The 24135-nt window shown below is 70.0% G+C and carries 22 protein-coding genes and 2 pseudogenes; 9 read left to right on the top strand and 15 right to left on the bottom strand.

All coding sequences use genetic code 11. The annotated features are described in order from the left end of the window. Positions 1–13 precede the first annotated feature (13 nt). Both ACFWNN_RS16465 and paaZ read right to left on the bottom strand, forming a co-directional pair. On the bottom strand, positions 14–520 hold the full coding sequence (locus ACFWNN_RS16465; protein WP_382440746.1) for a helix-turn-helix domain-containing protein: 507 nt from the start codon (positions 518–520) through the stop codon (positions 14–16). A gap of 154 nt (positions 521–674) precedes the next feature. Further along, positions 675–2696 carry a phenylacetic acid degradation bifunctional protein PaaZ gene (gene paaZ, locus ACFWNN_RS16460; RefSeq protein ID WP_382440745.1) on the bottom strand — a complete coding sequence of 674 codons (2022 nt, stop codon included), beginning with the start codon at positions 2694–2696 and terminating at the stop codon, positions 675–677. 77 nt (positions 2697–2773) lie between these two features. Between paaZ and ACFWNN_RS16455 the strand changes: the two genes are divergently transcribed. From ACFWNN_RS16455 to ACFWNN_RS16440, 4 genes and pseudogenes are all read left to right on the top strand, one after another. Continuing rightward, on the top strand, positions 2774–2980 hold the full coding sequence (locus tag ACFWNN_RS16455; RefSeq protein WP_382440744.1) for a hypothetical protein: 207 nt from the start codon (positions 2774–2776) through the stop codon (positions 2978–2980). Between the two features lie 623 nt (positions 2981–3603). After that, positions 3604–4548, top strand: a pseudogene (locus tag ACFWNN_RS16450) (helix-turn-helix transcriptional regulator); the annotation flags it as partial. A gap of 108 nt (positions 4549–4656) precedes the next feature. Beyond that, a pseudogene (locus tag ACFWNN_RS16445) lies at positions 4657–5403 on the top strand (sigma-70 family RNA polymerase sigma factor); the annotation flags it as partial. A gap of 156 nt (positions 5404–5559) precedes the next feature. Beyond that, the gene (locus ACFWNN_RS16440; RefSeq protein WP_382440743.1) at positions 5560–6555 is read left to right on the top strand and encodes a MerR family transcriptional regulator; all 996 of its coding nucleotides are present in this window, start codon (positions 5560–5562) and stop codon (positions 6553–6555) included. Here the strand turns inward: ACFWNN_RS16440 and ACFWNN_RS16435 are convergent. Then, positions 6501–7379, bottom strand: a complete 879-nt coding sequence (locus ACFWNN_RS16435) for a helix-turn-helix transcriptional regulator (RefSeq protein ID WP_382440742.1) — start codon at positions 7377–7379, stop codon at positions 6501–6503. The two genes, ACFWNN_RS16440 and ACFWNN_RS16435, sit on opposite strands and share 55 nt — an antisense overlap. Before the next feature lie 132 nt (positions 7380–7511). Here ACFWNN_RS16435 and ACFWNN_RS16430 point away from each other — a divergent pair, with 132 nt between their 5' ends. Continuing rightward, complete coding sequence (locus ACFWNN_RS16430; protein ID WP_382440741.1) at positions 7512–8021, top strand: SRPBCC family protein; 510 nt, start codon at positions 7512–7514, stop codon at positions 8019–8021. 7 nt (positions 8022–8028) lie between these two features. Here the strand turns inward: ACFWNN_RS16430 and ACFWNN_RS16425 are convergent, their stop codons facing one another. The 3 genes from ACFWNN_RS16425 to ACFWNN_RS16415 form a co-directional block, all read right to left on the bottom strand. Next, the gene (locus ACFWNN_RS16425; RefSeq protein ID WP_382440740.1) at positions 8029–9477 is read right to left on the bottom strand and encodes a carboxylesterase/lipase family protein; all 1449 of its coding nucleotides are present in this window, start codon (positions 9475–9477) and stop codon (positions 8029–8031) included. 65 nt (positions 9478–9542) lie between these two features. Further along, on the bottom strand, positions 9543–10439 hold the full coding sequence (locus ACFWNN_RS16420; RefSeq protein ID WP_382440739.1) for an MBL fold metallo-hydrolase: 897 nt from the start codon (positions 10437–10439) through the stop codon (positions 9543–9545). A 29-nt stretch (positions 10440–10468) separates the two neighbouring features. After that, positions 10469–11425 carry an SMP-30/gluconolactonase/LRE family protein gene (locus tag ACFWNN_RS16415; protein ID WP_382440738.1) on the bottom strand — a complete coding sequence of 319 codons (957 nt, stop codon included), beginning with the start codon at positions 11423–11425 and terminating at the stop codon, positions 10469–10471. Between the two features lie 202 nt (positions 11426–11627). Here ACFWNN_RS16415 and ACFWNN_RS16410 point away from each other — a divergent pair, with 202 nt between their 5' ends. After that, positions 11628–12338 (top strand): type 1 glutamine amidotransferase domain-containing protein, encoded by a 711-nt coding sequence (locus tag ACFWNN_RS16410; protein ID WP_382440737.1) that lies wholly within the window; start codon positions 11628–11630, stop codon positions 12336–12338. Positions 12339–12343: 5 nt separating this feature from the next. Here ACFWNN_RS16410 and ACFWNN_RS16405 read toward each other — a convergent pair whose 3' ends face one another. Genes ACFWNN_RS16405 through ACFWNN_RS16385 form a run of 5 tightly spaced genes read right to left on the bottom strand, consistent with a single transcriptional unit; the run spans position 12344 to position 16346 of the window. Then, entirely contained in the window at positions 12344–12805 is a 462-nt protein-coding gene (locus ACFWNN_RS16405; RefSeq protein ID WP_382440736.1) for a CAP domain-containing protein, read from the bottom strand. A 4-nt stretch (positions 12806–12809) separates the two neighbouring features. Continuing rightward, on the bottom strand, positions 12810–13193 hold the full coding sequence (locus tag ACFWNN_RS16400; RefSeq protein WP_382440735.1) for a cysteine/serine endopeptidase inhibitor: 384 nt from the start codon (positions 13191–13193) through the stop codon (positions 12810–12812). A gap of 28 nt (positions 13194–13221) precedes the next feature. Further along, positions 13222–13974 (bottom strand): thaumatin family protein, encoded by a 753-nt coding sequence (locus ACFWNN_RS16395; RefSeq protein ID WP_382440734.1) that lies wholly within the window; start codon positions 13972–13974, stop codon positions 13222–13224. Between the two features lie 57 nt (positions 13975–14031). Then, entirely contained in the window at positions 14032–15150 is a 1119-nt protein-coding gene (locus ACFWNN_RS16390; RefSeq protein ID WP_382440733.1) for a LuxR C-terminal-related transcriptional regulator, read from the bottom strand. Further along, positions 15147–16346, bottom strand: a complete 1200-nt coding sequence (locus ACFWNN_RS16385) for a LuxR C-terminal-related transcriptional regulator (protein ID WP_382440732.1) — start codon at positions 16344–16346, stop codon at positions 15147–15149. Before ACFWNN_RS16385 ends, ACFWNN_RS16390 begins: the two co-directional genes overlap by 4 nt. Before the next feature lie 300 nt (positions 16347–16646). Here ACFWNN_RS16385 and ACFWNN_RS16380 point away from each other — a divergent pair, with 300 nt between their 5' ends. Then, complete coding sequence (locus ACFWNN_RS16380) at positions 16647–17624, top strand: hypothetical protein (RefSeq protein ID WP_382440731.1); 978 nt, start codon at positions 16647–16649, stop codon at positions 17622–17624. On the opposite strand, the gene ACFWNN_RS16375 is transcribed toward ACFWNN_RS16380, so the two are convergent. Continuing rightward, positions 17621–18526 carry a LysR family transcriptional regulator gene (locus ACFWNN_RS16375; protein WP_382440730.1) on the bottom strand — a complete coding sequence of 302 codons (906 nt, stop codon included), beginning with the start codon at positions 18524–18526 and terminating at the stop codon, positions 17621–17623. The two genes, ACFWNN_RS16380 and ACFWNN_RS16375, sit on opposite strands and share 4 nt — an antisense overlap. A 71-nt stretch (positions 18527–18597) precedes the next feature. On the opposite strand from ACFWNN_RS16375, the gene ACFWNN_RS16370 reads away from it, so the two are divergent. Then, positions 18598–19260 (top strand): nitroreductase family protein, encoded by a 663-nt coding sequence (locus ACFWNN_RS16370; protein WP_382440729.1) that lies wholly within the window; start codon positions 18598–18600, stop codon positions 19258–19260. Positions 19261–19289: 29 nt separating this feature from the next. Beyond that, a complete protein-coding gene (locus ACFWNN_RS16365) occupies positions 19290–20147 on the top strand; it encodes an AraC family transcriptional regulator N-terminal domain-containing protein (protein ID WP_382440728.1) in 858 nt (285 codons plus the stop codon). Here the strand turns inward: ACFWNN_RS16365 and ACFWNN_RS16360 are convergent. From ACFWNN_RS16360 to ACFWNN_RS16350, 3 genes are all read right to left on the bottom strand, one after another. Then, positions 20125–21063 carry a hypothetical protein gene (locus ACFWNN_RS16360; RefSeq protein WP_382440727.1) on the bottom strand — a complete coding sequence of 313 codons (939 nt, stop codon included), beginning with the start codon at positions 21061–21063 and terminating at the stop codon, positions 20125–20127. The genes ACFWNN_RS16365 and ACFWNN_RS16360 overlap by 23 nt on opposite strands. A 242-nt stretch (positions 21064–21305) precedes the next feature. After that, the gene (locus tag ACFWNN_RS16355; RefSeq protein ID WP_382440726.1) at positions 21306–22121 is read right to left on the bottom strand and encodes an SDR family NAD(P)-dependent oxidoreductase; all 816 of its coding nucleotides are present in this window, start codon (positions 22119–22121) and stop codon (positions 21306–21308) included. Positions 22122–22149: 28 nt separating this feature from the next. Next, positions 22150–24087 (bottom strand): NB-ARC domain-containing protein, encoded by a 1938-nt coding sequence (locus tag ACFWNN_RS16350; RefSeq protein ID WP_382440725.1) that lies wholly within the window; start codon positions 24085–24087, stop codon positions 22150–22152. Positions 24088–24135: the final 48 nt, after the last annotated feature.

Below are 24135 nucleotides of genomic sequence, written 5' to 3'. Positions count from 1 at the left end.
ACCCACCGCCAAACTAGGGCCCTGCCGGTCCCAGCTGGTAGCCCTGGCTCCAGAGGGTCTTGATGACGAGCCCGAGCGGGGCAATGCGCCTGCGCAGGCGCATTATGTGCAGGTGGAGGGCGTTGCTGGTGTCGCCGTCCTTGGTCGGGAGGCAGAGCAGCAGGTCCTCGCGCGTGGTGAGCGAGCGGAAGCGGTGCAGGAGTTCGGCCACCAGGGCGCGCTCCGTCGGGGAGAGCACGACCGACCGCGTGCGGAACCGCAGGATGCCGCACATGTCCAGTTCCGGGACGGCGTAGCGCGCCGCCCGGGCTCTGAGCATGGCGATGCGCACCGCCAGATCCTGATGCGGGACCGGCGCGCGGACCCAGTCCTCGCGCATGTCGGTGAGGACCGGAGCCGGGACGTTCTTCTCCAGCACCAGCAGGCACAACGTCCCGCTGCGCTGACAGGCCTCTCTTGCCGCCGCGTCCACCGGCCAGCGCACGACCTCAACAGGTAGTTGGTTCACCAGGTTCGACATACGTCCACTTCCGCTTGTCCACCACGGAGAGAACCGAACCAGCCTTCGGCTTCCGTCGTGGACGCTAGAGGCGGCCGCTATTTCCCCTCTATCGCGCGCGTCGGCGCGGGGATGGAGGGGACCCGGTGACCCGTCCCCTCCCCCCGTCCGGGACCTAGCTCTTCGCGACCAGCGTCAGCACGTCGTACTTCGCGACCGACTCGCCCTTCTGGTTGGTCACGTCGGCGTCCCAGCGGACCTCGCCGTACTCCTGGTCCTCGCGCGGCGTGATCTGCTTGACCGTCAGCGTCACGGTCAGCTGGTCGCCGGGGAACGTCGGCGTGACGAACCGCAGGTTCTCCAGGCCGTAGTTCGCGAGCACCGGGCCGGGCTCCGGCGAGACGAACAGACCGGCGGCGAACGACACCACCAGGTAGCCGTGGGCGACCCGGCCGCCGAAGAACGGGTTGGCCGCGGCCGCTTCCTCGTCCATGTGCGCGTAGAAGGTGTCGCCGGTGAACGACGCGAAGTGCTCGATGTCCTCCAGCGTCACCTCGCGCGGGCCCGCCGTGACCGTGTCACCGATCTTCAGCTCGGCCAGCGTCTTGCGGAACGGGTGCACGGCGTCGTCGAGACGGGGCGCGCCCGTGACCCAGCGGTTCGTGATGGCGCCCAACGCGCGCGGGCTGCCCTGCACGGCCGTGCGCTGCATGTGGTGCAGCACGCCGCGCATGCCGCCCATCTCCTCACCGCCACCGGCACGGCCGGGGCCGCCGTGCACGAGCATCGGCAACGGCGAACCGTGGCCCGTCGACTCGCCGGCGTCCTCGCGGTCGAGCACGAGCAACCGGCCGTGCCACGGGGCGACGCCGATCACGACGTCGCGCACGAAGTCCGTGTCGGCGGAGACGATCGAGCCGACCAGCGACCCGGCACCGCGCGCCGCGAGTTCCACGGCGTCGTCCACGCTGGTGTACGGCATCAAGGTCGACACCGGCCCGAACGCCTCGACCTCGTGCGGCTGCACGGCGTCGGCGGCGGCGCGGAGCAGCATCGGCGACATGAACGCGCCGCGCTCGGCGTCCGCGTCCACAAGCGACAGTGCGCCATCGCCGTAGACGACAGAAGCGTTCTCCCGCAACGCCTTCAGCGAGCGAAGAACCTCCTCGCGCTGCTCCAGACCGGCCAGCGCGCCCATCTTCACGGACCTGTCGGCGGGGTTGCCGATCACGACCTCGGACAGCTTCGCGGCCGTCGCCTCGGCCACCGCGTCCATCAGCGCCGCGGGCACCAGCGCACGCCGGATCGCCGTGCACTTCTGCCCGGCCTTGGTCGTCATCTCGGTCACCAGCTGCCCGACGAACAGGTCGAACTCGGGCGTGCCGGCGACCGCGTCCGGGCCGAGGATCGAGCAGTTGAGCGAGTCTGCCTCGGCGTTGAACCGCACGGACGACCGGATCACGGCCTGGTGCGTGCGCAGGTGCTGGGCCGTGGACGCCGAGCCGGTGAACCCGACGAGGTCCTGCGGCGTCAGGTGGTCGAGCAGGTCGCCGGCCGACCCGCAGACGAGCTGCAACGACCCCTCGGGCAGCAGGCCGGAGGCGAGCATCAGCTCGACCATCTTCTCGGTCACGTACGCCGTCTGGGACGCGGGCTTGATCAGCGACGGCACGCCGGCGATGAACGCGGGCGCGAACTTCTCGAGCGGCCCCCACATGGGGAAGTTGAAGGCGTTGATCTGCACCGCGACGCCTCGCAGCGGCGTGCAGATGTGCTGGCCGACGAACGTGCCGCCCCGGCCGAGCGGCTCGACCGGCCCGTCGACGTAGACCTTGTCGTTGGGCAGCTCGCGCTTGGCCTTCGACGCGTACCCGAGCAGCACGCCGAACCCGCCGTCGATGTCGATCCACGAGTCGGACTTGGTCGCACCCGACCGCGCCGACAACGCGTACAGCTCGGCCTTGTGCTCCTTGAGGTAGAGCCCCAGCGCCTTGAGCAGCTGCGCCCGCTGGTGGAACGTGAGCTCGCGCAGCGCGGGCCCGCCGACCTCGCGCCCGTACCGCAGCGCCGCGCCCATGTCGACGCCCGCCGACGAGATCCGCGCGATCTCCTCACCGGTCACGGCGTCGTGCAACGGCGCGCCCTCGACCGTTGGCGTGTGCCACCCACCCGACACGTAGCTGCGCAGCAAGCTCATCGAGCCAACCCTTCTCGCTGGGCGCTGGATCTTCAGCGACCCGACCACCAGGCAACGTATCAGTCGGCGATGCCTGCTTGATCGATCTACGGACCGGAGCTCCGACGCCGGTCGGCGAGGTGACGCGGCGGACAGGCCTGAGCAATTCCAAGGACCTTCTCGCGCTGTCCGATCTGCTGACGGCACACACCATCGACCAGGCCGGCGTGTCCACCGCCGCCCACGGCCAGGTGACGGTGTCGCCGTGGAGGCAGCGCACATTGACCACGGACGAGATCCGGTAGTTGCGCGACCGCGAAGGCTTGCTCGTCACACGGAGCCGAACCAAGGCGCGCAGATTCTCGCTGGTCCGGAATGAAGGGATCGACTCCTCCGTCGAGAGATGAAGTCAAGCCCGACAACGACCGCCCGAACTGGTCGTTGCAGTCTGATCAAGGCATCACCAACCGGCCTCCGCGTGACCCCATCAGCGATCCGTTGGCGCCGTCACCTGGCACGTCCGCACCGGTACGTGCCGGACTACAACTACCAATGCTGATCGTGGCAATCCTGCAACCTCAGGGCAATGAGCCCATCTCCGCAGGTAGGAAACCCGGGATGGTCTGTGATGCACCACGAGCCCGCTGGTGCCCTTGTGTAACAACGCAGCACTAGGGAATTGTTTGGGCTCTCGGTCTTCTGAGCCTGACCGTCTTGTCTGTCTGGTCGCTGGTCCGCTCGCCGCCTGAACGTTCGGCAGCGAGCCGGAACCAGGAACGGACAGAGTGGATGCGATGGTCTATGACGGCCGTGACGCGGCGCCTGAGAAGCCTCCGTCGAACCAGGCGGTTGAGCAGACCGGGTGGCGCACTCGAAGCGCTCGTTGGTGGAGGCCCGCGCGTGGGCTTCTACTTCTCGCCGAGGTGGGATGCGTGCTCACCAAGCACGAAGCCCCCGCCGCGGTGGCGAGGGCTTCCGTGGTGACAGGAGACGTGATCTTCAGGCCTCGCGAGCACTGATCACGTATCCGCCAGCGGGCCCGTATCTGCAGATGCGGGCCCGTTTGCGCAGCAACTCCGGAGTTGCTGCGTCACGGCATGCAGTGTCGCTCGTCTCCTGGGCCGGTGTCAGACATCCGTTCGACCCACAGGGCACGAAACTCCGCTCTTACGCCCGGCAGACACGCTGGTCATGCTGTCCGTTTCAGATTAGCGTTCAGGACGTGGAGGCACGAAACTCGCCGGAACCCGCAGAAGCGCGCGTCTGCGCGCACTGTGGCGCGCCGCTGCCTCCATCTGATGCTCGTGTCGGCCGCCCCCGGCGGTTCTGCACGTCGAACTGCCGCTTCGCGGCCAGGCGTCGGCGCGACCGAGGCGTGATCGGCGACTGCGAGGTCGTCATCTGCGATGTGACCTGCGGAGATCCCGCCACCACGGTGGTGACGATCGGTTCCCGCAAGGTGAAGGCTTGTGACGGCTGCGCCACTACGACTTCTGCATGGCTTCGAGCGCGAAAGTCCCGCCCCAAGGACGGGGCGCCGGCTGCAACAGATGAAACAGTCACGGCGCCACCTGGGTCCTTCCAGACGCCCCAGGTGGAGACAGCTTCGCAAAGTGGGCTAAGCACACCGTTCAACGAACCCCCTGACTCGGGAACGAGTCGAGGCAAGCCGTCAGGTGCTCCTGAGACGCCTCCGACAGGTGATCGCGGCCCCTTGCAGGACGGGCCGTGGACGACAGGGGCGGTCGAGAATCCGGAGCTGAGCCCACGCGAGCGCGAGGTCATCACGATGTGGGTATCCGGCATGACCACTACCCGCATCGCGCTGCAGCTGCAGATCAGCGAATCCACCGTCAAGCAGTACATCTCGCGCGCCCGCAACAAGTACGACGAAGTGGGCAGACCCGCACGCACCCGTGTCGACCTCTATCGCCGAGTGATCGAGGACGTCTCCCGCGGCGCAGCTCCCACCGATGCACAGCTGCTCGACTCCGTACGCGGCGGAGCCGTTGAAACTTACGGGCTGCTGTACGAGCGCTACGTCGGCTCCGCGTACAACCTCGCGCGTCAACTGGCCCGTTCCACAGCGGAAGCTGACGACTTGGTCTCTGACGCGTTCGCCAAGGTCTTCGCAACGCTGCGCGCGGGTGGCGGACCAGGCTCGGCGTTCCGCGCCTATCTCCTCACCGCAGTTCGGCACACTGCCTACGACAAGGCCAGGCGGGACAAAAAGATCGATTTGTTCGACGACATCAACGCCATCGTCCCCGAAGACGACCATGACACCGGCCTCGACGAAGACGACATGCCGAGGCAGATGTTGACGTCCATCACGACGCCGTTCACCGACAGCGCAGTAGCCGGACTGGAACGGTCGATCACGGCGAGGGCTTTCGCGGCACTGCCGGAGCGCTGGCAGTTGGTGCTGTGGCACACCGAGATCGAGGGCCAGTCGCCGGCCGAAGTCGCTCCCCTGCTCGGGCTGACGGCCAACGGCGTGTCCGCGCTCGCCTACCGCGCACGCGAGGGCCTCAAGCAGCAGTACCTGCAGATGCACCTCGCCGAGAGCAACTCTGAGCGGTGCCGGGCAACAGTCGACAGGCTCGGCGCGTGGACGCGCGGCGGTCTGTCCAAGGTGGAAGCCACCCAGGTCGAGGCGCATCTTGAAGAATGCGGACGGTGTCGAGCATTGGCCGCTGAACTCGCCGACGTGAACGGCGCCCTGCGCTAGCGGCGCGGTGCCCACGATGTCCTCCTGCTCCCGGTGGGCAGCGAGAATCCCAGTGACACAAGGTATCGAGCCGTCTGGTCTGCTTGATCGATCTACGGGACGGCCACCTCGGGGGTTGAACCTCAAGCCGCTTGAGGTCCCATAGTGGGTGACGTGGAACTCGACGAGCTGTACCCCATCGGCGACGTGGCGCGGCGGACGGGCCTGAGCGTGAGCGCCATCCGGTTCTACGCCGAGGCCGGTGTCGTCGCGCCCACCGTGACGACCGAAGCGGGCCACCGCCTCTACGACGTGTCCGCCATCGCGCGCCTCGAACTGGTCAGGACCCTGCGCGAGCTCAACGCGGGGCTGGACGAGATCCGGCGGGTGCTGGCCGGCGAGGTGACGCTGCGGGAGCTGGCCACCACCCACATGGCCCTGCTCGCCCAGCACGAGGCGCGGCTGCGCAGCCGTCAGGCGGTGCTGTCCGCGATTCTGCGGCAGGACTCCACCGCCGAGCAGGTCACGTTGATGCACAAGCTGGTCGCGATGTCCGATGAGGAGCGCGACCGGTTGATCGACGACTTCTGGACCGAGGTCACCACCGGCTGGGAGGCCTCGGAGCGCATGGTCGGGTGGTGGCGAGCGGCGCGTCCCGAGCTTCCGGACCACCCGAGCGCGGCGCAGCTGGAGGCGTGGATCAGGTTGGCCGAACTGCTCCGCGACAGCGAGATCCGGCGAACCCTGCGCCGCGAGCTGCACGAGGCGTGCACCACCGGGGCCGGGCCGATGATGTCCTCGGCGCCGATGCTGGAGGCGTTCGAGGAGGCGGCGCCCCTCGGGCAGGCGGCGATCGACGCGGCACGCGAGCAGGTGCCGCCCGACTCGCCGCGAGGACGTGAGATCGCCGACGGGTGGATCGGCTGGCTGACCGGTCTGTTCTCCCAGGCCGACTCTCCGGGAATCCCGGACACACCCGAGTTCCGGTTGCAGACGGCCGACCACATGCTGGCGGGCGCCGAGTGGGATCAGGCGCCACCCGACCCGGAGAGCCCGTTCGACGAGTACGTGCAGCTGGTCAACGCGGTGAACGACACCGAGCCGGAACGGTTCCCCTACGTGTGGCTCGCCGAGGCGTTGCGCGCCTCCGCGGTGGGCACCGTGAGCTGACCGAGCAGCGTCAGCGCGGCGTGCGAGGACGAGCCGGTGGGTGCGGTGGCGACCACGACGCTCGGGCCGGGCCCGCTGCTCAGCGTCTGCTGCGTGACGACCATCGTCCCCACCAGCGGATGCCTCATCTCGAACTCGGCCGTGGCGCACGGTTTGACCCGGTGATCGGCCCACATGGACGCGAAGTCCGGGCTCTTCGCGCTGAGCTGCCCGACCAGTTCGTGCAGTGCCGCGTCGTCCGGGTGCTGACCGACCATCAGGCGCAGGTTCCCCACGACCGCCCTGGCCTTGGTCGGCCACTCCGGGTACAGCTCGCGCGTGTGCGCGTCGAGGAAGACGAGCTGGGCCATGTTCGGACGGTGGGCGGTTCCCGGCGCGTCGAAGTCGAGGTGCCCGGCGAACAGCGCGTGTCCCAGCCTGTTCCAGGCCAGCACGTCCGAGCGGCGGCCGAGCACGACGGCGGGAACGGTCGCGAGTGCGTCGAGCAACTGGCCGGTCGCCGCGGACAGTCGTTCGGGCGCGGGGCGTCGTACTCGGGACCGCTTCGCCGGTTTCGCCAACGTGTGCAGGTGCTGCCGTTCGGCGTCGTCGAGCCGCAGGGCGGTGGCGAGCGCGTCGAGGACCTCGGGTGAGGCGCTGGCGGAGTGTCCCTGCTCGAGCCTCGCGTAGTACGAGGCACTCACTCCGGCCAGACCGGCGAGCTCCTCACGGCGCAGCCCCGAAACACGCCGCCGACCGCCGTACGTGGGTGCGCCGGCCTCGTCGGGGTGCAGCTGGGAGCGCCGCGTCCGGAGGAAGTCCCCCAACCGTGTCGTCTCGCTCATGAATCCGAGTATGAACCGGTTTCGAGGCCGGAACCTGTCCCAGCCAGGGATACGCAAAACCGGGGGTGGCCTGCCCGATGTGCCGCCGTTCCAATGGTCGGCGTACCACCCCACAAAAGCTGAGGAAATTCCATGGGCACCGCGAAGGAACTGCACGACGACCTCGAGTCGATGAACCCGGCCGAGTTCGGCTTCACCCGCCGGACGTGGGTCGACGCCACGCCGGACGAGGTCTACCGCCTGGTCAGCGACGTGTCCGCGATCAGCCGCTGGAGCCCGAACGCGAGCGACGTCGCCTTCGACGAGGGCGCCGGGCCCGTGGCCGGTGCGTGGTTCAGCGGCCGCAACACCAGGAACGGCAAGGAGTGGACGACGCGCTCGCAGGTGACGAAGGCCGAGCCCGGCGCGGAGTTCGCTTTCGTGGTCGGCGGAGCGCGCGAGGGAATCGTCGAATGGACCTGGACGTTCGAGGCGCACGACAACGGAACCCTCGCGGCGCAGTCGTGGCGGCTGCTCCGGCTCGACCCGGTGCTCGGCCGCACCCGAGCCGACGTCGAGGAGCTGCGCGACTACATGGCCGCCAGTGCGGAGTCCACCCTCTCGTCCCTCGCCGAGTGGATCACGGCCACCAGGTCGAAGTGAGCCGCACTCACCGTGCGGCCGAGCCGAGGCCGAGGGGCTCGACGTACCCGCGCTCGCGATGGCCGGGCCAGTCCGGGGAGCCCGTCCTGGCGAACCGGACCCAGGTTCGGTGCACCTCCGCCGCGAGCTGGGTCGGCGGCTCGACGTCACCGAGCAAACCGTTGTCCCCGTACAACGCGGGCAGCGAGAGAGTCTCGAACACGAACGGCAGTTCCATGACGTGGCTCGCGCCGAGTCGTCCGCCGAGCGCCGCCGACTGCCAGGCGAACTGGTAGCGGAACGTGCGTCGGGACGACGACGCGGCGTGGGCCGCGGCGAGCGCTTCGGTAGCGGCCCCGAACAGCCCGTGAGTCAGGACGATCGCGCGCAGTTCGTCGAGCCCCACCGCGGAATGCTTCCGCAGCAGGTCGTCCACGAAAGCGTCCGGCCGGCTGCTGAAGCGTTCCGCGGCTTCGCGGACGTCGTCCAGCGTGCTGTCCTTCAGCAGGCCGAGAGGTGCCAGGTAGAGACGCCCTTCATCGAGGTTCGAGCCGATGAGGAGGTCTGCCTCCGCGCCTGCTCCCCGCGCGATCACGGCCGCCGGTTGCTCCTCGCTGACCAGTCCGAACCGGGTGATGCCGCCCAACGGGTCGTGCGCCGTCGCAGTCCTCAGGTCCAGGCCGTTGAGGTGAGGCAGAACGGCGACGAAGTGCTCGTCGGGAACGTCGGCCAACGCCTTCGCGCTCGGGACGAGTCCGAGCTCCCGTCCGACGGCCTCGGTCACCACACCGGCCTGTTCCGGCGTGAAGGCCTGGGCACCGCTCTGCACGATGACGCGACGGAACAGGCCCGTGGAGGCCACATCCGCCAGCAGTCCCCCGACCAGCGTGGCACCGGCCGACTGCCCGAACAGGGTGACGTTGGCGCGGTCGCCGCCGAACTCGCCGATGTTGTCCCGCACCCATCGCAACGCCGCCCGCACGTCGAGCATGCCGCGGTTGTCCGGAGCGTCCGGCAGGTGCAGGAAGCCGGGAACACCGAGGCGGTGGTTGACGGTGACCAGGACGACGCCGTCGCGCTGGAAGGCCGAGCCGTCGTAGAGCGGACCGTGGCTCGACCCCGCGATCGACCCTCCGCCGTGCACGAAGACCATGACCGGGTGCGCACGACCGCTGTGTCGAGGAGCCCAGACGTTCACGGTCAGGTAGTCGTCGCCGGGGATCCAGCCAGGCCCGAAGAAGGGCGTCATGTCGAGCGTGCCGAACTTCTCGCGCAACGGCTGCGGGGCGGTGGGGCCGGGTCGGGTCGCGTCCCGGATGCCGGCCCAGCCGGGATGAGGGCGCGGCGCCGTGAAGCGGTTCTCGCCGATCGGGGGCGCGGCGTACGGCACGGACAGGAAGACGGTGCCGTGCTCGTGCTCACGTCCGCGAACGGTGCCGCCGGTTGTGGTGACAACAGTCGCATCAGACTGCTGCATGAGTTTCTCCTTCTGGAGACGGGAAATCGGAGGCCGTCACCACGTGACGGCCTCCGGCCGCGGTGTCAGTACTTGGTGAACGGCGCCCAGTTCTTGATCTCGAACGTGTCGCCCCGGCGCGCGACCTCCAGCGCGCTGTGGCCGCTGAAGTGCGCGGGCAGGACGAGCGCGTTCGCCTCGGCCGCCCAGCCCAGCAGTGCCCGCCTGGTTGCGCGGGCGAGGACCGGGTCCTCGCAGAAGCAGCTGTTGTGGTCGGGGTGCGAGATCTGCAGCGGGGTGTGCAGCAGATCCCCCGCGAACAGGGCCCTGTCCTCCCCGGACGTCAACTTGACGACGCTCGATCCCGGGGTGTGCCCGATCGCGGCTTCCAACCTCAGGTTCTCGTCGATCACGTGGCTGTCCTCCCACAGCCGCACCTGACCCGCGGCGTGCACGGGAGCGACGCTGTCCTCGAAGACGTTCTCGTTGACCCCGCCGGCGATGCCGGGGTTGTTCGCCGGGTTCCAGAACTCGAAGTCGGCCTTCGGCATCAGGTACACGGCGTTGGGGAACGTCGGTACCCACTCCCCGTCCACGAGCACGGTGTTCCAGCCGACGTGGTCGACGTGCAGGTGCGTGTTGACCACCAGGTCGACGTCACCGGGCAGCACGCCCGCCGCGGCGAGGTTGGCCAGGTAGTCCAGCTTCAGGTGGTCCCACGCGTCGACCGCGGGCCGCGCCTTGTCGTTGCCGACGCCCGTGTCGACCAGGACGGTCTTCCCGGCGCTGCGCAGCAGCCAGGTCTGCATGGCGACCTGGACCATGTCGGCCTCGACGTCGTGGTGGTCGGGAACCAGCGTGGCGTGGTTCTCCCGCCAGGCCGACTCGGGCAGGTCGGGGAAGAAGTGGCTCGGCGGCATCACCGGGCCGTGCATCTCCTCGACCCTGGTGACCGTCACCTCACCTAGCTCGATCTCGTTCATGCGTTGCACCTCAACGGTTTCCGGGGTCCTCAACGGGCCAGGTGGGCGAGCAGCAGGTTCGGGTCCTTCCCGGTGAGGTAGGCGGCACTGGGCACGTAGACGGTGCGGCCGCGCACGGCGATCGCGGTCGGGCCCTGAAGACCGTCTTCAGCCGCCAGCACGATCGAGTGCGTGCCGTCGGACCTGACGAGTGCCACCTGGTTGGTCACGTCGAGCGCGGCGATGATCTCGTCGCCCCTGCCCGTGAAGGCGAAGTCGTCGATGCCGCTCAGCCCGGTGGCCACGACGCGCAGATCACCGGCGGAACCGTTGCCCCGCAACGGAATGCGCACGATCGTTCCCTTGTCCAGATTGGACACCCACACCGCACCGCCGTGCAGCTTGAGGCCGTTCGCCCCGAGGAACCCGGCCGCCGCCAGCTCACCGCCGGACGACCAGACCTCGGCCCTGCCGCCCTGCGCGGGAACCTTCCACACCGAGCCGGTCGAGTCGGCGACGTAGAGCGTGCGCGTGCGCGAGTCCAGCGCGAGACCGTTGGGAAGGCTGGTCGCGGGCAGGGCCGCGATGCGCCGGGGCGTGCCGCCCGGACGCAGGCTCCACACACCGGTGAGGTCGGCGGTCCCCGTGGCGTACAGGAAGTACAGGGTGCCGTCCGCGGCCCGGTCGATCCCGAGGGTCAGCGGGAACCCGAGAGCCGGAGTCTTGACGCCGCCGTCCGCGGGCAGGGGCAGCGTCGCGAGGACCCGGATCCGGCCGGACGGCGAGATCTCGGCGATCTGCCGGGCCTTGGCGAAGGCGACGTAGGCGGTCCCGCCCGTCGCCAGCACGATGCTCTCCGGCGTCTGCCCCTTGCCCAGGTCGAAGTGCTGGACGACGTCGGCCGCGCACACCGGGTACGACGCGGCGGACGCGGGCCCCACGCCGGACACGACCAGGGACCCCGCTGCCAGCACGGCAGCGACCAATGACTTGCTGACATGTTTCACGGAATTGCTTTCCTAACGTTTTTCAGGCATGCGGCAAAGCCGCGCCCATTCGGCGCGAGCAATTTTTTGTGTGCTTTCAACGGTTTCGAGTATGCATTCGCTTCAGCCTCGGCACCTCTCCCAGCCAGGGATACGCAAGGGTGGGAACGCCTGCGCGACCACCAGGCGATGCACCAGTCCCCCAGGTGGCAGGATCGGACCCGTGCGCGTGCTGCTTCCCCTCCCCGACCAGGACTTCGACGTCACCGAGGTGGCGGTCCCCTGGCGACTGCTCACCGACGCGGGCCACGAGGTCGTCTTCGCGACCGAACGGGGTGGCGCCGCGCCCCAGGCCGACCCGCTGCTGCTGACCGGCGTCCTGTTCGGGCAGCTCGGCGCCGAGGACGAGCCCAAGGCGTTCTACCGGCAGCTGCTCGACGACCCCGCCTACCGCGCGCCGGTCGCCTGGGGGTCGGTGGTGCCGGAGGAGTTCGACGGGCTGGTCCTGCCGGGCGGGCACGCGCCGGGGATGCGGCAGTACCTCGGCTCGGCGGAGCTCCAGCAGGTCGTCGCGCGGTTCTGGGCGCTGGAACGGCCGGTGGGCGCGATCTGCCACGGCGTCCTGGTCCTCGCGCGCGCCGGGGTGCTGGACGGGCGGCGGACGACGTGCCTGCCCAAGTACATGGAGCGCACGGCCTATTTCGCCACGGCGTGGCGGCGCGGGCGGTACTACCGGACGTATCCCGCGTACGTGCAGGACGAAGTGGTGGCGTCGGGCGCGGTGTTCGAACGCGGGCCCGTCGAGCTGAGCGACCGGGGTACGGCCACCGACGACGGGCCCGCGTTCGTGGTGCAGGACGGCAACTACGTGTCGGCGCGCTGGCCGGGGGACGCCTACCTGTTCGCCAGGAGGTTCGCCGAGCTGCTCGGCTGACGGCGTCAGCGGGTGCCGAAGTCCTGCGTCCAGTAGTGGCCGTACTTCGTGCCGGCCCGGTACTGGTGGCCGACGCCGATGTCCTTCAGGGCGCAGTTCAGGATGTTGGCGCGGTGTCCTGCGCTGTTCATCCACCCGCGCACCACGGCGGCGGCGGTCGTGTGCCCGGCGGCGACGTTCTCGGCGGCCCTGGTCCAACGGGTGTAGCCCGCCCGTTCGATCCGGACGACCACCGTGCTGCCGTCCGAGCCGGTGTGGCCCATGAAGTTCTTCGCGGCCATGTCCGCCGAGTGGCGTTGCGCCGCGGTGTTCAAAGCGGCGTTCGACCGCAGGGCCGGGCAGCCCGCTTTGGCGCGTTCGGCGTTGGTGAGGGCGATGACGTCCTCCTGCACGGTGGCCGCGCAGGCTTGCGGTGCGAGGGTGGCCGCCAGGGCGAGGGTCGTGGCGGCGAGCAGGGAGAGGCGCATCGGATCAGACGATCTGCCAGGTCACGTTGATGATGCCCACGTCGGGATTGGCCAGGCTGGCGAACGCGGGCCGGCTGAGGTCGATCTTGTTGCTCCCGCAGCTCGGGCACTTGTCCTTGATCGGCACCGTGATCGTCTTGCCGTTGTAGGTGACCCGGATCGACTTGCGGCACAACGGGTCGTTGTTCGGGTTGGGCGTCGTCCACAGCGCGGCGGGGGCCGCGACCAGCATCTGCGTCGCCGCGTTGATCTGGGTGCCGCAGGCGCCGTAGCCGGCGTCGTTGTACCAGCTGGAGGTGCCGCTGACGGCCGAGGCGGTGCCGGAGAAGACGAACGACACGACCGCCGCCGACGCCAGGACGACGGGGGTCCTGAGGGTGGACTTCATGGTTTTCCTTTCAGGGAGGGGAAAACGCTCAGGCCACGGAGTGGAACGTGACCTTGAAACCGCTGCAGTTCGCGCACTGGAACACGGTCTGGTTGCCCGGCTCGGTGTCCTGTTTGGACCACGCGTAGGCCTTGGGGCAGCGCGACTTGATGGTGGTGCTGTAGTCCGTCGGCGCGTCGCGGTTCGGGTTGACGCAGTTGATCCGCTTGCCGTTCAGGGTCTTGGCGTACGCGGGGTTGCAGCGGGGCAGCAGGTTCTCGGTGCACCCGGCGGTGCCGCAGGACGTCGAACCCGGTGGCGGGCTCGCGTTCACGGCGGAGATCGAGACCGGCACGGAGAACGCGTTGACGTAGCTGACGTTGTACCAGGGCGCCAGCCGGTCGCGGGTGTCGAAGTTGAACTCGGCGAGGCTCGCGGGCTGCTCGCCGGTGACGCACCGGGCGGCCTGGACCCCGCAGTCGCCGACCGCGCAGCGGAAGGTCGAGCCCGAGACGCCCGTGCAGCCCGTGCGGGCGAAGAACGTGCCGCGCCAGTGGCCGGGGGCCGCGGTCTCCGGGATCGTGATCGTCGCGGACTGGCCGTTCTGCAGCGTCGGCAGGTTCGTCAACGCCTTCGAGCCGTCCGCGTTGACCTGGCTGCCGACCCAGATCGTCTGGCCGGTGTTGTTGACCAGCGTGACCGTGTGGTTCACCGCCGCGTTCGCCGACGGCACGGCGGCCCCCAGCACGAACGCGAGCGCGAACAACGCCGAGGCCCAGCGGCCGAGTGGTCGTGTGAGCATCCGAGAGCTCCCTCCCCGCGAGTCCGGCGTGCACCGGACGTCGTCAGGACTCCACGATCACGCGGGGAAGCCGTCCGAGGCACCACGGTGGGTCCGCAAGGTCCTCAACTCCCGGCGCCCGGACAGCCCGAGCTTGCGGTAGACCCTGGTCAGGTGCAGTTCGACGGTCCGGGTGGCCATGGCGAGCCGTGCCGCGACCTCCCGGTTGGCGAGACCAGCCCGCACCAGCCGGGCCACCTCCGTCTCGACTGGGGTCAGCGCCGGACCGTCGCCGCGCACGATCCCGCACCGCCGCACGAGTGCGTCGTGGCCGATGTCGAGGGCCGTGGCCCGCGCCCGGCCGTAGATCTCCGCTGCCTGCTTACCCTGCGCGGTCAGGTGATCGGCGTAGTCGCACAGCACGTGCGCGAGCTCCGCCCTGGCGTGCGCGAGCTCCAGCAACCGGATCGCCCGCTCGTACGCCACCAGGGCCTCGCCGCCGGACGAGCACGCCGCCACCGCCGCGAGACTCGACCCGAGGGCGCGCGGCTCACCCCACCGGCAGGCCGCGGCGTGCTCCTCCGCCGCGAGCCGGCGGGCCTGGCCGGTGTCACCGCAGGCCAGCGCGGCCCGCGACGCCCACGACCGCCACGGCAGCACGGCGGGATTGGCGACACCGGTGGCCTGGCCGAACGCGAGATGCCCCGTCAGCGCGTCTTCCGGACGTCCGGACGCCATCGCCACGACGGCCTCGGCCGCGAGCAGCAACGCACCCGACCCGCCGTAGCCGCGCAGCACGGCCCCGGCCGCCCGCGGTTCCCCGAGCGCGGCGAGCAGCTCGACCGACCAGAACAGCACCTCCGGCCGGATCTCGTCCTCGGACCCGTTGTCCCGCAACGCTTCGAGCAACGCGGCACACCTCGCCAGGTCACCGGTGCGGCGCGCGACCTGGGCCCGGACGAGCAGCACGTGCTCGGCCATCGCCCGGTCGCCCGGACTCTCGTCGAGCAACGCGATGCTGTGCGCGTCGGCGACCACGAGCTCACCCGCGCAGACCAACGCCCCCAACGCCTTCGACACGCACGGCGCACTCGCGCGGCACCCGGGATCGGCCAGCGCGCGTTCGGCCGCCCCGACCGCGTCCACCCAGTTCTCGCCCGCCGCGACCAGCCCGGTGGCGAGCTCGCACGCTCTCACGCCGTGGGGACGAACGCCCGGCGCAGCCCCGGTCTCCCCGCCACCCCCATCTTGCGGTAGACGGCGGTGAGGTGGAACTCGACCGTGCGCAGCGTGAGCCCCAGCTCCCCGGCGATCTCCCGGTTCGACCGCCCCGCCCTGGCCAGCAGCGCGATCCGGCGCTCCTGCCCGCTCAACGCCGACTCGCCGTCGTTGCGCAACAGCCTGGCGGCCAGCGCCTCCGCCACCCCGATCCACTGTGGACTGAACGCGGCCTCGCGCAGCCGCCGCGAGTGCCTGCGGGCACGATCGACCTCACCTCGTGCGAGCAACAGCTGCGCCAGGTCGTGCCGCGCCCGCAACGCGTCGGCCGAGCCCTCTCCCAGCACCGTCAGCGCCTCCTCCAGCAGCACGTCATCACCGCCGCGGGCCAGCGCGGCCGCGTGCAGCGCGAGCCCGATCCCTCGCGCGGCGCCCCACCGCCGGGCGGCGACCAGGTCCTTCTCGGCGAGGACCCGCGCGAGCACCAGATCCCCGAGGTCGGCGGCGGCGAGCGCGGCCGACGACCGCCACGGCACCACCGCCGGGTTGACCACGCCCCACGGCGCGAGCCGCCGTCCGCAGTCGAGGAACTCGTCCAGCGCCGCCGCGCTCCGTCCCTGCGCCAGGAACAACCGGCCACGCGCGAAGCACACCTCGGCCCCGTCCGGCCGGTCGGCCAGCAGAGCGCCCGCCCGGTCGAACTCACCGATCTCGGTCAACGCCAGCGCCAGCCAGGCGACCGCGACGCCCTCCCGTGCCCCGCCCCACAACCGGGCCGCGGCACGCGGATCGCCGCGCGACAGCATGATCCGCCCGCCGAGCAGGTCGTCCCCGGTGGCGAACCAGTGCCGGTGCGCCTCGGCGACCTCGCCGGCGTGCACCAGCACCATCACCGCCTGCCAGAACGCACCGGGGTCGAGCGCCCGCGTCTCCAGCGCGCACCGCGCCGCGGCGACCGCCTCCGCGCGCCCCGTGCCGCGGTGCACCGCCTGCACCGCGCGGAACACAGCCGGGTCGGAACCGCCACCGGGACTGCCGGGCAGATAGGCGAGCGCGGTCGGTTCCAGCGCCGGCACCGCGTCCGCCACGAACTGGTCCGCCTCGTTCCACCGGCCGTCGCGCACCAATTCCTGTCGCCTGCGCCGGATTTCGTCGAGCAGACCAGGGTTCGTCATTCGACATCCTCCCCCGGGATTCGGCTCCGAGCGGATGACCAACTGGTCTGGACCTTACCGCTGAGTTCTTCCGGGCAGAACCGGCAGATTCTAGGAATTCACCGATTGGCAAAACAGAAAAAGAAGAGTAATGCCACGCACGACACGGCACGCCGCACACCCGCGCATGCCTCACACAGCGGAGGACGGAGCCGACCAGCCCCCGCGCATCGACATCAGAACTGATAATTCGTATTACAGTCTTGTTTCACCGCTCTCGCAGCCCTACGGTCCGAAACCACCCGGAGCGAAGGAGCACCCATGGCACCGACCCGCCGTCAACTTCTGCTCGGCACCGCGAGCGCGGCCCTGCTGGCGGGAGCGACCCCCGCCGTCGCCGCCCCGGCGGGATTCCCCGACTACCGCTACCGCAGGCTCGCCCTCGTCAAGAACAAACTCCGCTACAACCCCACCGGCGAACTGATCTTCCCGACCATTCGCGGCACAAAAGATCGGATCTCCGGCGCCCTCGCCGCCTACTACCTCTACTACGCGCCGCACGACGCACCAGGCGGAATCTGCCTGGCGTACGCGAACACGCTCGACGAGGAGTTCACCGAGTACGCCGGCAACCCGATCATCACCCGCAGCTGGCCCGGCGAGTACTCGGTGTCGCACGTGTCGTCGCCGCACGCGATGTGGAACGACGACGCCAAGCGCATGTACCTGTACTTCCACGGCGAGAACACGGTCACCCGCCTGGCCAGCTCGGCCGACGGCATCCACTTCTCCTACGAGAAGGAGGTCCTGTCGACCCGCCTGCTGCCCGCCGGCACCACCGAGACGTCCTACGCCAGGGTGTTCCGGCACGACCTGACCGCCCGCGGCGCCCGGTACGTCATGGTCTTCATGCTCAACAACACCACCAACCACCGCGACATCGGCTGGGGCTGGTCGGCCAACGCCCGCGACTGGACGTTCGCGCAGACTCCGCTCATCCGGCACCAGGACGTAGGCGCGGTGAACGTCGGCGGCCCGCACCTGCTGTTCCGCAACAACAGCGTCTACGTCGTCTACAACACCGACAAGGCCAGCGGCGGCAACATCCTCATCACCGAGGTGGGCAAGGACTTCAGCAAGCGCAACCACCTCGGCGTCTTCCACGACTCGCTCGCGGGGTCGCCGGACAACGGCAGGGCGGCCGCGCCGTCGTTCGGCACCTACCAGGGCCGCGAGTACATGATCTACGAGGCGGGCGACCGGCTGGCGGGCAACATCGCCATCGCCCATGCGATCTAGCCGCCGAACAACGACACGCAGTGCTCGGCGAACGCTTGCGCGCGGCGCGTCAACGCCCCGCCGCGCGCCCAGCCGAGCACCACAGGTGTGGTGGGCACGTCGTCTCGCAACGGCACGGTCACCACCTCCAGGCCCTCGTACGACGAGGTCACGACGGGTTGCTGCACGGTGATCGAGTAGCCGATCCCCCGCGCCACCAACGACCGGGCGAGCTCGAAGCTGCGCGCCCGGTGCGTCACCACCATCTCCACGCTGGCCGCCGCGAACACCGACCGGAAGTACCGCTCGCTCGGCGCCACGTCGAGCAGCACGAACGGATCCCCCGCCAGCTCCCGCAACGCCACCGCACGCCGTCGCCGCAACCGGTGGCCGGCGGGCAGCAGCACGCGCGGCGCCTGGTCGTACAACGGCGTCGTGGCGATGCCCGGCACCAGGTCCTGGTCGTAGAGGAACGCGAGCTCGCAGCGGCCGGAGATCAGGTCCTCGCCGATCTCCGGCAGGCTGCCCTCCACGAACCGCACCGACACGTCCGGGTGCGCCCGCTCGAACGTCGCGATCGCCGCCGGCAGGTGGAACGGCGCGATCGGCGCGTAGCAGCCGACCGTCAGCACGCCGCCGACCTGGCTGCTCAGCCCGCGCGCCTCGACGCCGAGGTCGCCCATCGCCCCGACCACGCGCCGGGCGTCGGCCAGCACCCGCGTGCCCGCCGCGGTCAGGGCGGCGCCACGGCGTGGGGAACGGACGACAAGCCTCAGGTCCAAGGCCCGTTCCAGTTCGCTCAACGCCAGCGAGATCGCGCCCTGCGAGACGTGGCACCGCGCCGCGGCGGCCGTCACCGACCCCGTCTCGGCCACCGCGATCAGGTATTCCAGCTGCCGCACCGTCACGTTGGGCAGATTCATGAGCTGAGCTTATAACTGCCACGAGAAACTTGAGCTGGCCAAAAGAATGAGCACCGGGCATCGTCGAAAACGTGAGAGAACACCGCCATCCGTTCATCCCGTTCACGCCACCACGCCTGCCGATCGACGAAGGATTGGAGCGCGGCCACCGCTTCTACGAACTCCTCGACGCCCGCAGGTCCGTGCGCTGGTTCTCGCCCGACCCGGTGCCGCAGGAAGCGATCGAACTGGCCGTGAAAGCCGCCAACACCGCACCGAGCGGCGCGCACCAACAGCCGTGGAGGTTCGTCGCCACGCAGAACCCGGACCTCAAGAAACGCATCCGCGAGGCCGCCGAAGCCGAGGAACGCCAGTTCTACGACCGCGACGTCCCCGACTGGCACGCGGCCCTCGAACGCCTCGAGACCGACGCCACCAAGGAGTTCCTGGAGGAGGCGCCCTGGCTGGTGATCGCGTTCGCGCAGAAGCAGCAGAACGGCAAGAAGACCTACTACACCAACGAAAGCGTCGGCATCGCGTGCGGCTTCTTCATCGCCGCGCTGCACTCGATGGGCCTCGCGACCCTCACCCACACGCCGAACCCGATGACTTTCCTCGCCGACCTGCTGGGACGCCCCGGCGAACGCCCGTACATCCTCTTCCCGATCGGCTACCCGGCCGCCGACTGCGAGGTCCCCGACCTCACCCGCAAACCGCTCGACGAAGCCCTCACGGTCACCGACGGACTTGCCTGATCGTCCCACCGGCGGGGACCATCGAGGGCGTGGACGAACTACGCGCGCTGATCACCAAGCACGCCCGCCCGGACATGACCTCGATCATCGACGACGTGCTGGTGTCGCGGACGACCGCGGCCAGCGGACCGGCGCCGTCCATGTCCGGCACGATCCTCGCGTTCGTCGCCCAGGGCCGCAAACGCATCGCCTTAGGTGAGCGCGTGTACGACTACCGCGCCGGCCAGTACCTGGTGGCCTCGATCGACATGCCGATCACCGGCGACTACGTCGGCATCAGCCCCGACGAACCCGCGCTCGGCCTCGGCCTGGTCCTGCACCCGGACCGGGTCGCCGAGCTGCTGCACACCACCGACCTGCCGAAACCCGCCGGCATCCCGGAGGGTCTGGCCGTCAGCACCGCCTCCCCGGAGCTGATCGACGCCGTCACCAGGCTCGCCCGGCTGCTGGACTCCCCGCGCGACGCGAAAGCGCTGGCCCCGTTGATCAAGCAGGAGATCCTCTGGCGGGTCATGACCGGCGAGCAGGGCGCGGTCGTCCGCCAGCTCGGCGCGCAGGACAGCGGCCTCAGCCACATCTCCCGTGCCGTGCGGTGGATCCGCGAGAACTACGCCGAGTCGTTCAAGGTCGAGAACGTCGCGCGGATCGCGGGCATGAGCGAGTCCGCGTTCTACCGCAACTTCCAGGCCGTCACGGCGATGAGCCCCATCCAGTTCCAGAAGCAGATCCGACTGCAGGAGGCCAGGTTGCTGCTCGCGACGAACCGGGACGTGACGAGCGTGAGCCACCGGGTCGGCTACGACAGCCCGTCGCAGTTCAGCCGCGAGTACCGCCGCCAGTTCGGCGCCCCGCCGTCGAAGGACCTCAGGCCGCTGCCCGTTCCCTGACGCTCAGGTACACCGCGCGGACCTCCAGCGTCCGTTCGACCTTCTCCAGCACCGGCGCGAAGAACTGCCGCCGGTGCTCGGCGTCGCTCATCGAGGTCACCGAGAAGTACATGCTGCCGAACGCCGCGAACAGCGTGGCGTTGCGCAGCATCGCCTGCGGCACACCGAGCCACGACGGCTTCACGGTCTCGCCGATCCACTGCTCGGCGATCTCCGGCGTCACCACGATCAGGCCGAGGATCACGAAGAACGCGAACAGCGCCAGCCCGATCACCGCCGCCTGCACCAGCTGCCGGATCGCGAGCATCACCAGCAGGTTGCGGTTCTGCCGGCCGTTCAACTTCCTGGGCGGCAACGGTTCGGTGATCTCGACGCTCGCCAGCGGCGTGCCCTTGCACGCGCCGGTGAGGATCTCCGGCCGCAGGTCCTGCTCCACGCGGCCGATCTCGTCGCGCAGCCGGGCGGCGGCCGCGAGCACGGTGATCGCGGCGAACAGCAGCACCACGAGGCTCACTCGCGGCCATGGCAGCTTGTTCATCGCCTGCCACAGCTCACCGGTGAAGAACAGGAACAGCGTCACGAACAGCATCGGCGGCAACGCGCGCCCGAGCAGGTGCACGCTGTTGCGCAGGTCCGCGATCACGTGCCGGATCGCCGCCTTGAGCAACGCCCCGAGCCCGTAGGTCGTGCCCAGCATCGTCGCCACGAACGCCAGCCCGTACACGACCACGAACCAGATCAGCGCGCCCCACACCGGTTCGGAGTACTCGTCGCCGTCCGGCGCCCGGAACCGGATCTCCAGCAGGTACTGGCCCAACGGCGTGAGGATCGGGATCGCCGCGTACACCACCAGCACCAACACGGTCGTGCGCGCCGAGAACTCGGGCAGCCGCCGCACGAACACCGAAAGCAACACCCACGCGCGACCATCACCGCGACGATCACCCCGAGCAACAGGCCGCGCGACAGGCCGCTGGACTGCTGCAACACCAGCCAGGCGAAGCTGCCGACGGCCACGAACGTCAGCGCGGGCATCATCCGCGGCAGCACGTGCGACCGGAAGCCGTAGCCCTCGATCATCGTCGGCGCGCCCTGCCGGACGAACCACTGCTCGGTTCGCCGCACCACCGCCGAGGAGACCATGCGGTGGATCATGCCTCACCGCTGGTACAGGCGCGCCATGACGTTGAAGTACGACGTGGGCGCGATGCGGGAGAGCAGGTCGAACAGGTAGGCGTCCGGCCCGACCAGCACGCGCGCCTTTCCCCGTTCGACACCGCGGTGGATGATCTCCGCGGCCTTGTCCGGCGTGGTCAGGGCGATGCGGTCGAAGTCGGCCTCGATCTGGTCGCGGGACCGCCCCAGCTCGTCGAGCTCGGCGTGGATGCGCCCGTTGCGGATGATGTTGGTCTTGATGCCGCCGGGGTGCACCGTGACCGCGGAGACGCCGGTGCCGCGCAGTTCCTGGCGCAGCGAGTCGGTGAAGCCGCGGACGGCGAACTTCGCGGCGCAGTAAGCACTCTGCTTCGGCATGCCGAGGAGGCCGAAGCAGCTGGAGGTGTTCACGACGACGCCGTAGTTCTGCTTGACCAGCAGCGGCAGGAACGCCCGCGTGCCGTTGACGACACCCCAGTAGTTGATGTCGAACAGCCAGGAGTCGTCCTCCGCCACGGAGTTCAGCACGGTCGTGGACGTGGCGACGCCCGCGTTGTTGAACACGGCCGCGAGCGGCAGGTCGAGCCAGTCCCGCACCTCCTTCGCGAACCGGTGCACGTCGTCGGCGTCGCGGACGTCGAGGATCCGGCTCAGCACCGGTCCGGTCAGCGACGCGGCGGTCTTCTCCAGGCCGATCTCGTCCACGTCGGCGAGGACCACCGGTGAGCCGTGCCGCGACAACCGCTGGGCGAGACTGCGGCCGATGCCCGAGGCGGCCCCGGTGATCACCGCCGGGCGACCTGAGATCTTGCGGACCATGCGCGCACTCCCTGGTGTAGTGAGCACCTCACGTTTCCAGCGATCGTCCCGTCACGCCAGTGTCGATCAGCTTCGATTGGACGCCCTCCAAGTCGGGGTGGCCGAGCCGGGTCAGCAGCGCCGCGGCCCGTGACCACGCCCGGTGCGCGCCCTCGTGGTCACCGGCGGCGGAGAGCGCGTCACCGAGGTCGTCGGCGCACTGAGCCTCCCCGTACCGCTCCCCCAGGCTCGCGAGCTGGTCGGTCGCGAGCGACAGCACGACGGCGGCGCGGTCGTGTTCGCCCTGCCGGTGGTGCACGTGGCCGAGGGTGCGCAGCGCGTACGCCTCGCCGTCGAGATCCCCCAGCACGCGCAACCGGTGCAGCGCCTCGGTGGAGTGGTCCAGCGCCGCGTCGAGGTCGCCGGCCATCGCGTTGAGCCAGCCGAGCGCGCCCTGGATGAGCGCGATCCACGACGGGGTGCGCTCGGTGATGAACTGCTCCAACGCCTTCTGCGCGTGTTTCAACGCCGTGCCGTAGTCCTCGACCATGGCGTGCGACCAGGCGATCGAGAAGTGCGTGACGCCGACGTTCACCGTGTCGCCCTCGTGCAACGCCAACGCTCGCGCCAGGTCGGCCTGCGCGCCGGCGTGGTCGCCGAGCATCGCCTTGCCGCGTCCCAGCAGGTGCAGCGTGACGGCCTCGGCGGTGCGGTCGCCCAGTCGTCCCGCCGCCGCCAGCGCCAGGTGCTGGGTGGCGGCGCGGTCGTCCCAGCGGCCGCTGCGGTAGAGGAACGTCGACATCGTCCACGGCAACTGCCAGGCGTGGACGTCGAAGCCTTCGCGCACCGCGAGTTCGGTGGCGGCGAGCAGCACCGGCAGTTCGGCGTCCAGCCACGCCAGCGCTTCCTCGTACCCGTCGAACGTCTTCTCGGTGTCGACGTCGATCGACGGCCAATGCGGTGCCAGCAACCGTTCCGCCGCGAACGCCGTGTGCAGGTAGTGGTCGAGCATCCGCTGCAACGCGGGACGGGTGTCGGCGGCGAGGCCCGCGGCGAACGCCCGGATCAGGTCGTGCAGCCGGAACCGGCCGGGCACGTGCTCCTCGACCAGGTGCGCCTTCGTCAGCTCCGCCAACGGGGTCCGCGCCTCGCCACCCAGCAACGCCCCGGCCGCGCGCACGTCGATGTCCGGTCCACAGTGGACACCCAGCAGCCGGAAGAGCGCCGCCGCGTCGTCCGGCAACGCCTTGTAGGAGCCCGAAAAGGCCGAATCGAGGTGTTCGTGCCTCAGTTCGCCCGCGAGTGCCCGCAGCGGGAACGCCGGGTTCGCCAGCGCCCGCGCGGCCACCACCGCCAGCGTCAACGGCATCCCGCCCGACCGTCGCACCAGCTCCTCGACCGCCTCGGTGTCGCCGAGCCGGTCGGCGCCGAGCCGGTGTGCCAGCAGCGCGACGGCCTCGTCCTCGGCCAGCACGGGCACGGTGAGCGGCTGGGCCTGCTCGAACGCCACCAGGCCCGGCATCCGGGTGCGGCTCGTGACGATCACCAGGCTGTCCGCGCCACCGGGCAGCAACGGCCGGACCTGGTCCTCGTCGCGCGCGTTGTCGAGGACGACGAGCATCCGCCGGTCCGCCACCAGCCCCCGGAACAACGCCCCGCGCGCCTCGGCGTCGTCCGGAATCCGTTCCGGCGCAACGCCCAGCGCGTCCAGGAACCCGCGCAGGACGACGGTCGGCACCACCGGGGAGGCGGCGGGGTCGAACCCGCGCAGGTTCACGTAGAGCTGGCCGCCGGGGAACCTGGCCGCGTTGTCGCAGGCCCAGCGCACCGCGAGCGAGGTCTTGCCGAACCCGCCGGGCCCGCCGACCACGGCGATCCCGGCCTCGACGGCGTCGAGGGCCTTGAGCTCGTCGATCCTCCCCACGAACACCGGCGGCCGGGCGGGCAACTGGCGCGGCACAAGGGTTTCGTCCCCGGTTCTCCCCACGCGACCGATGCTAGTGACGTGATCGCGAGCAGGGGGCCGGATGCGACT

The organism is Lentzea sp. NPDC058450, assembly GCF_042721395.1.
Taxonomy (GTDB): Bacteria; Actinomycetota; Actinomycetes; order Mycobacteriales; family Pseudonocardiaceae; genus Lentzea.
This window is presented reverse-complemented; position numbering and strand designations above follow the sequence as displayed.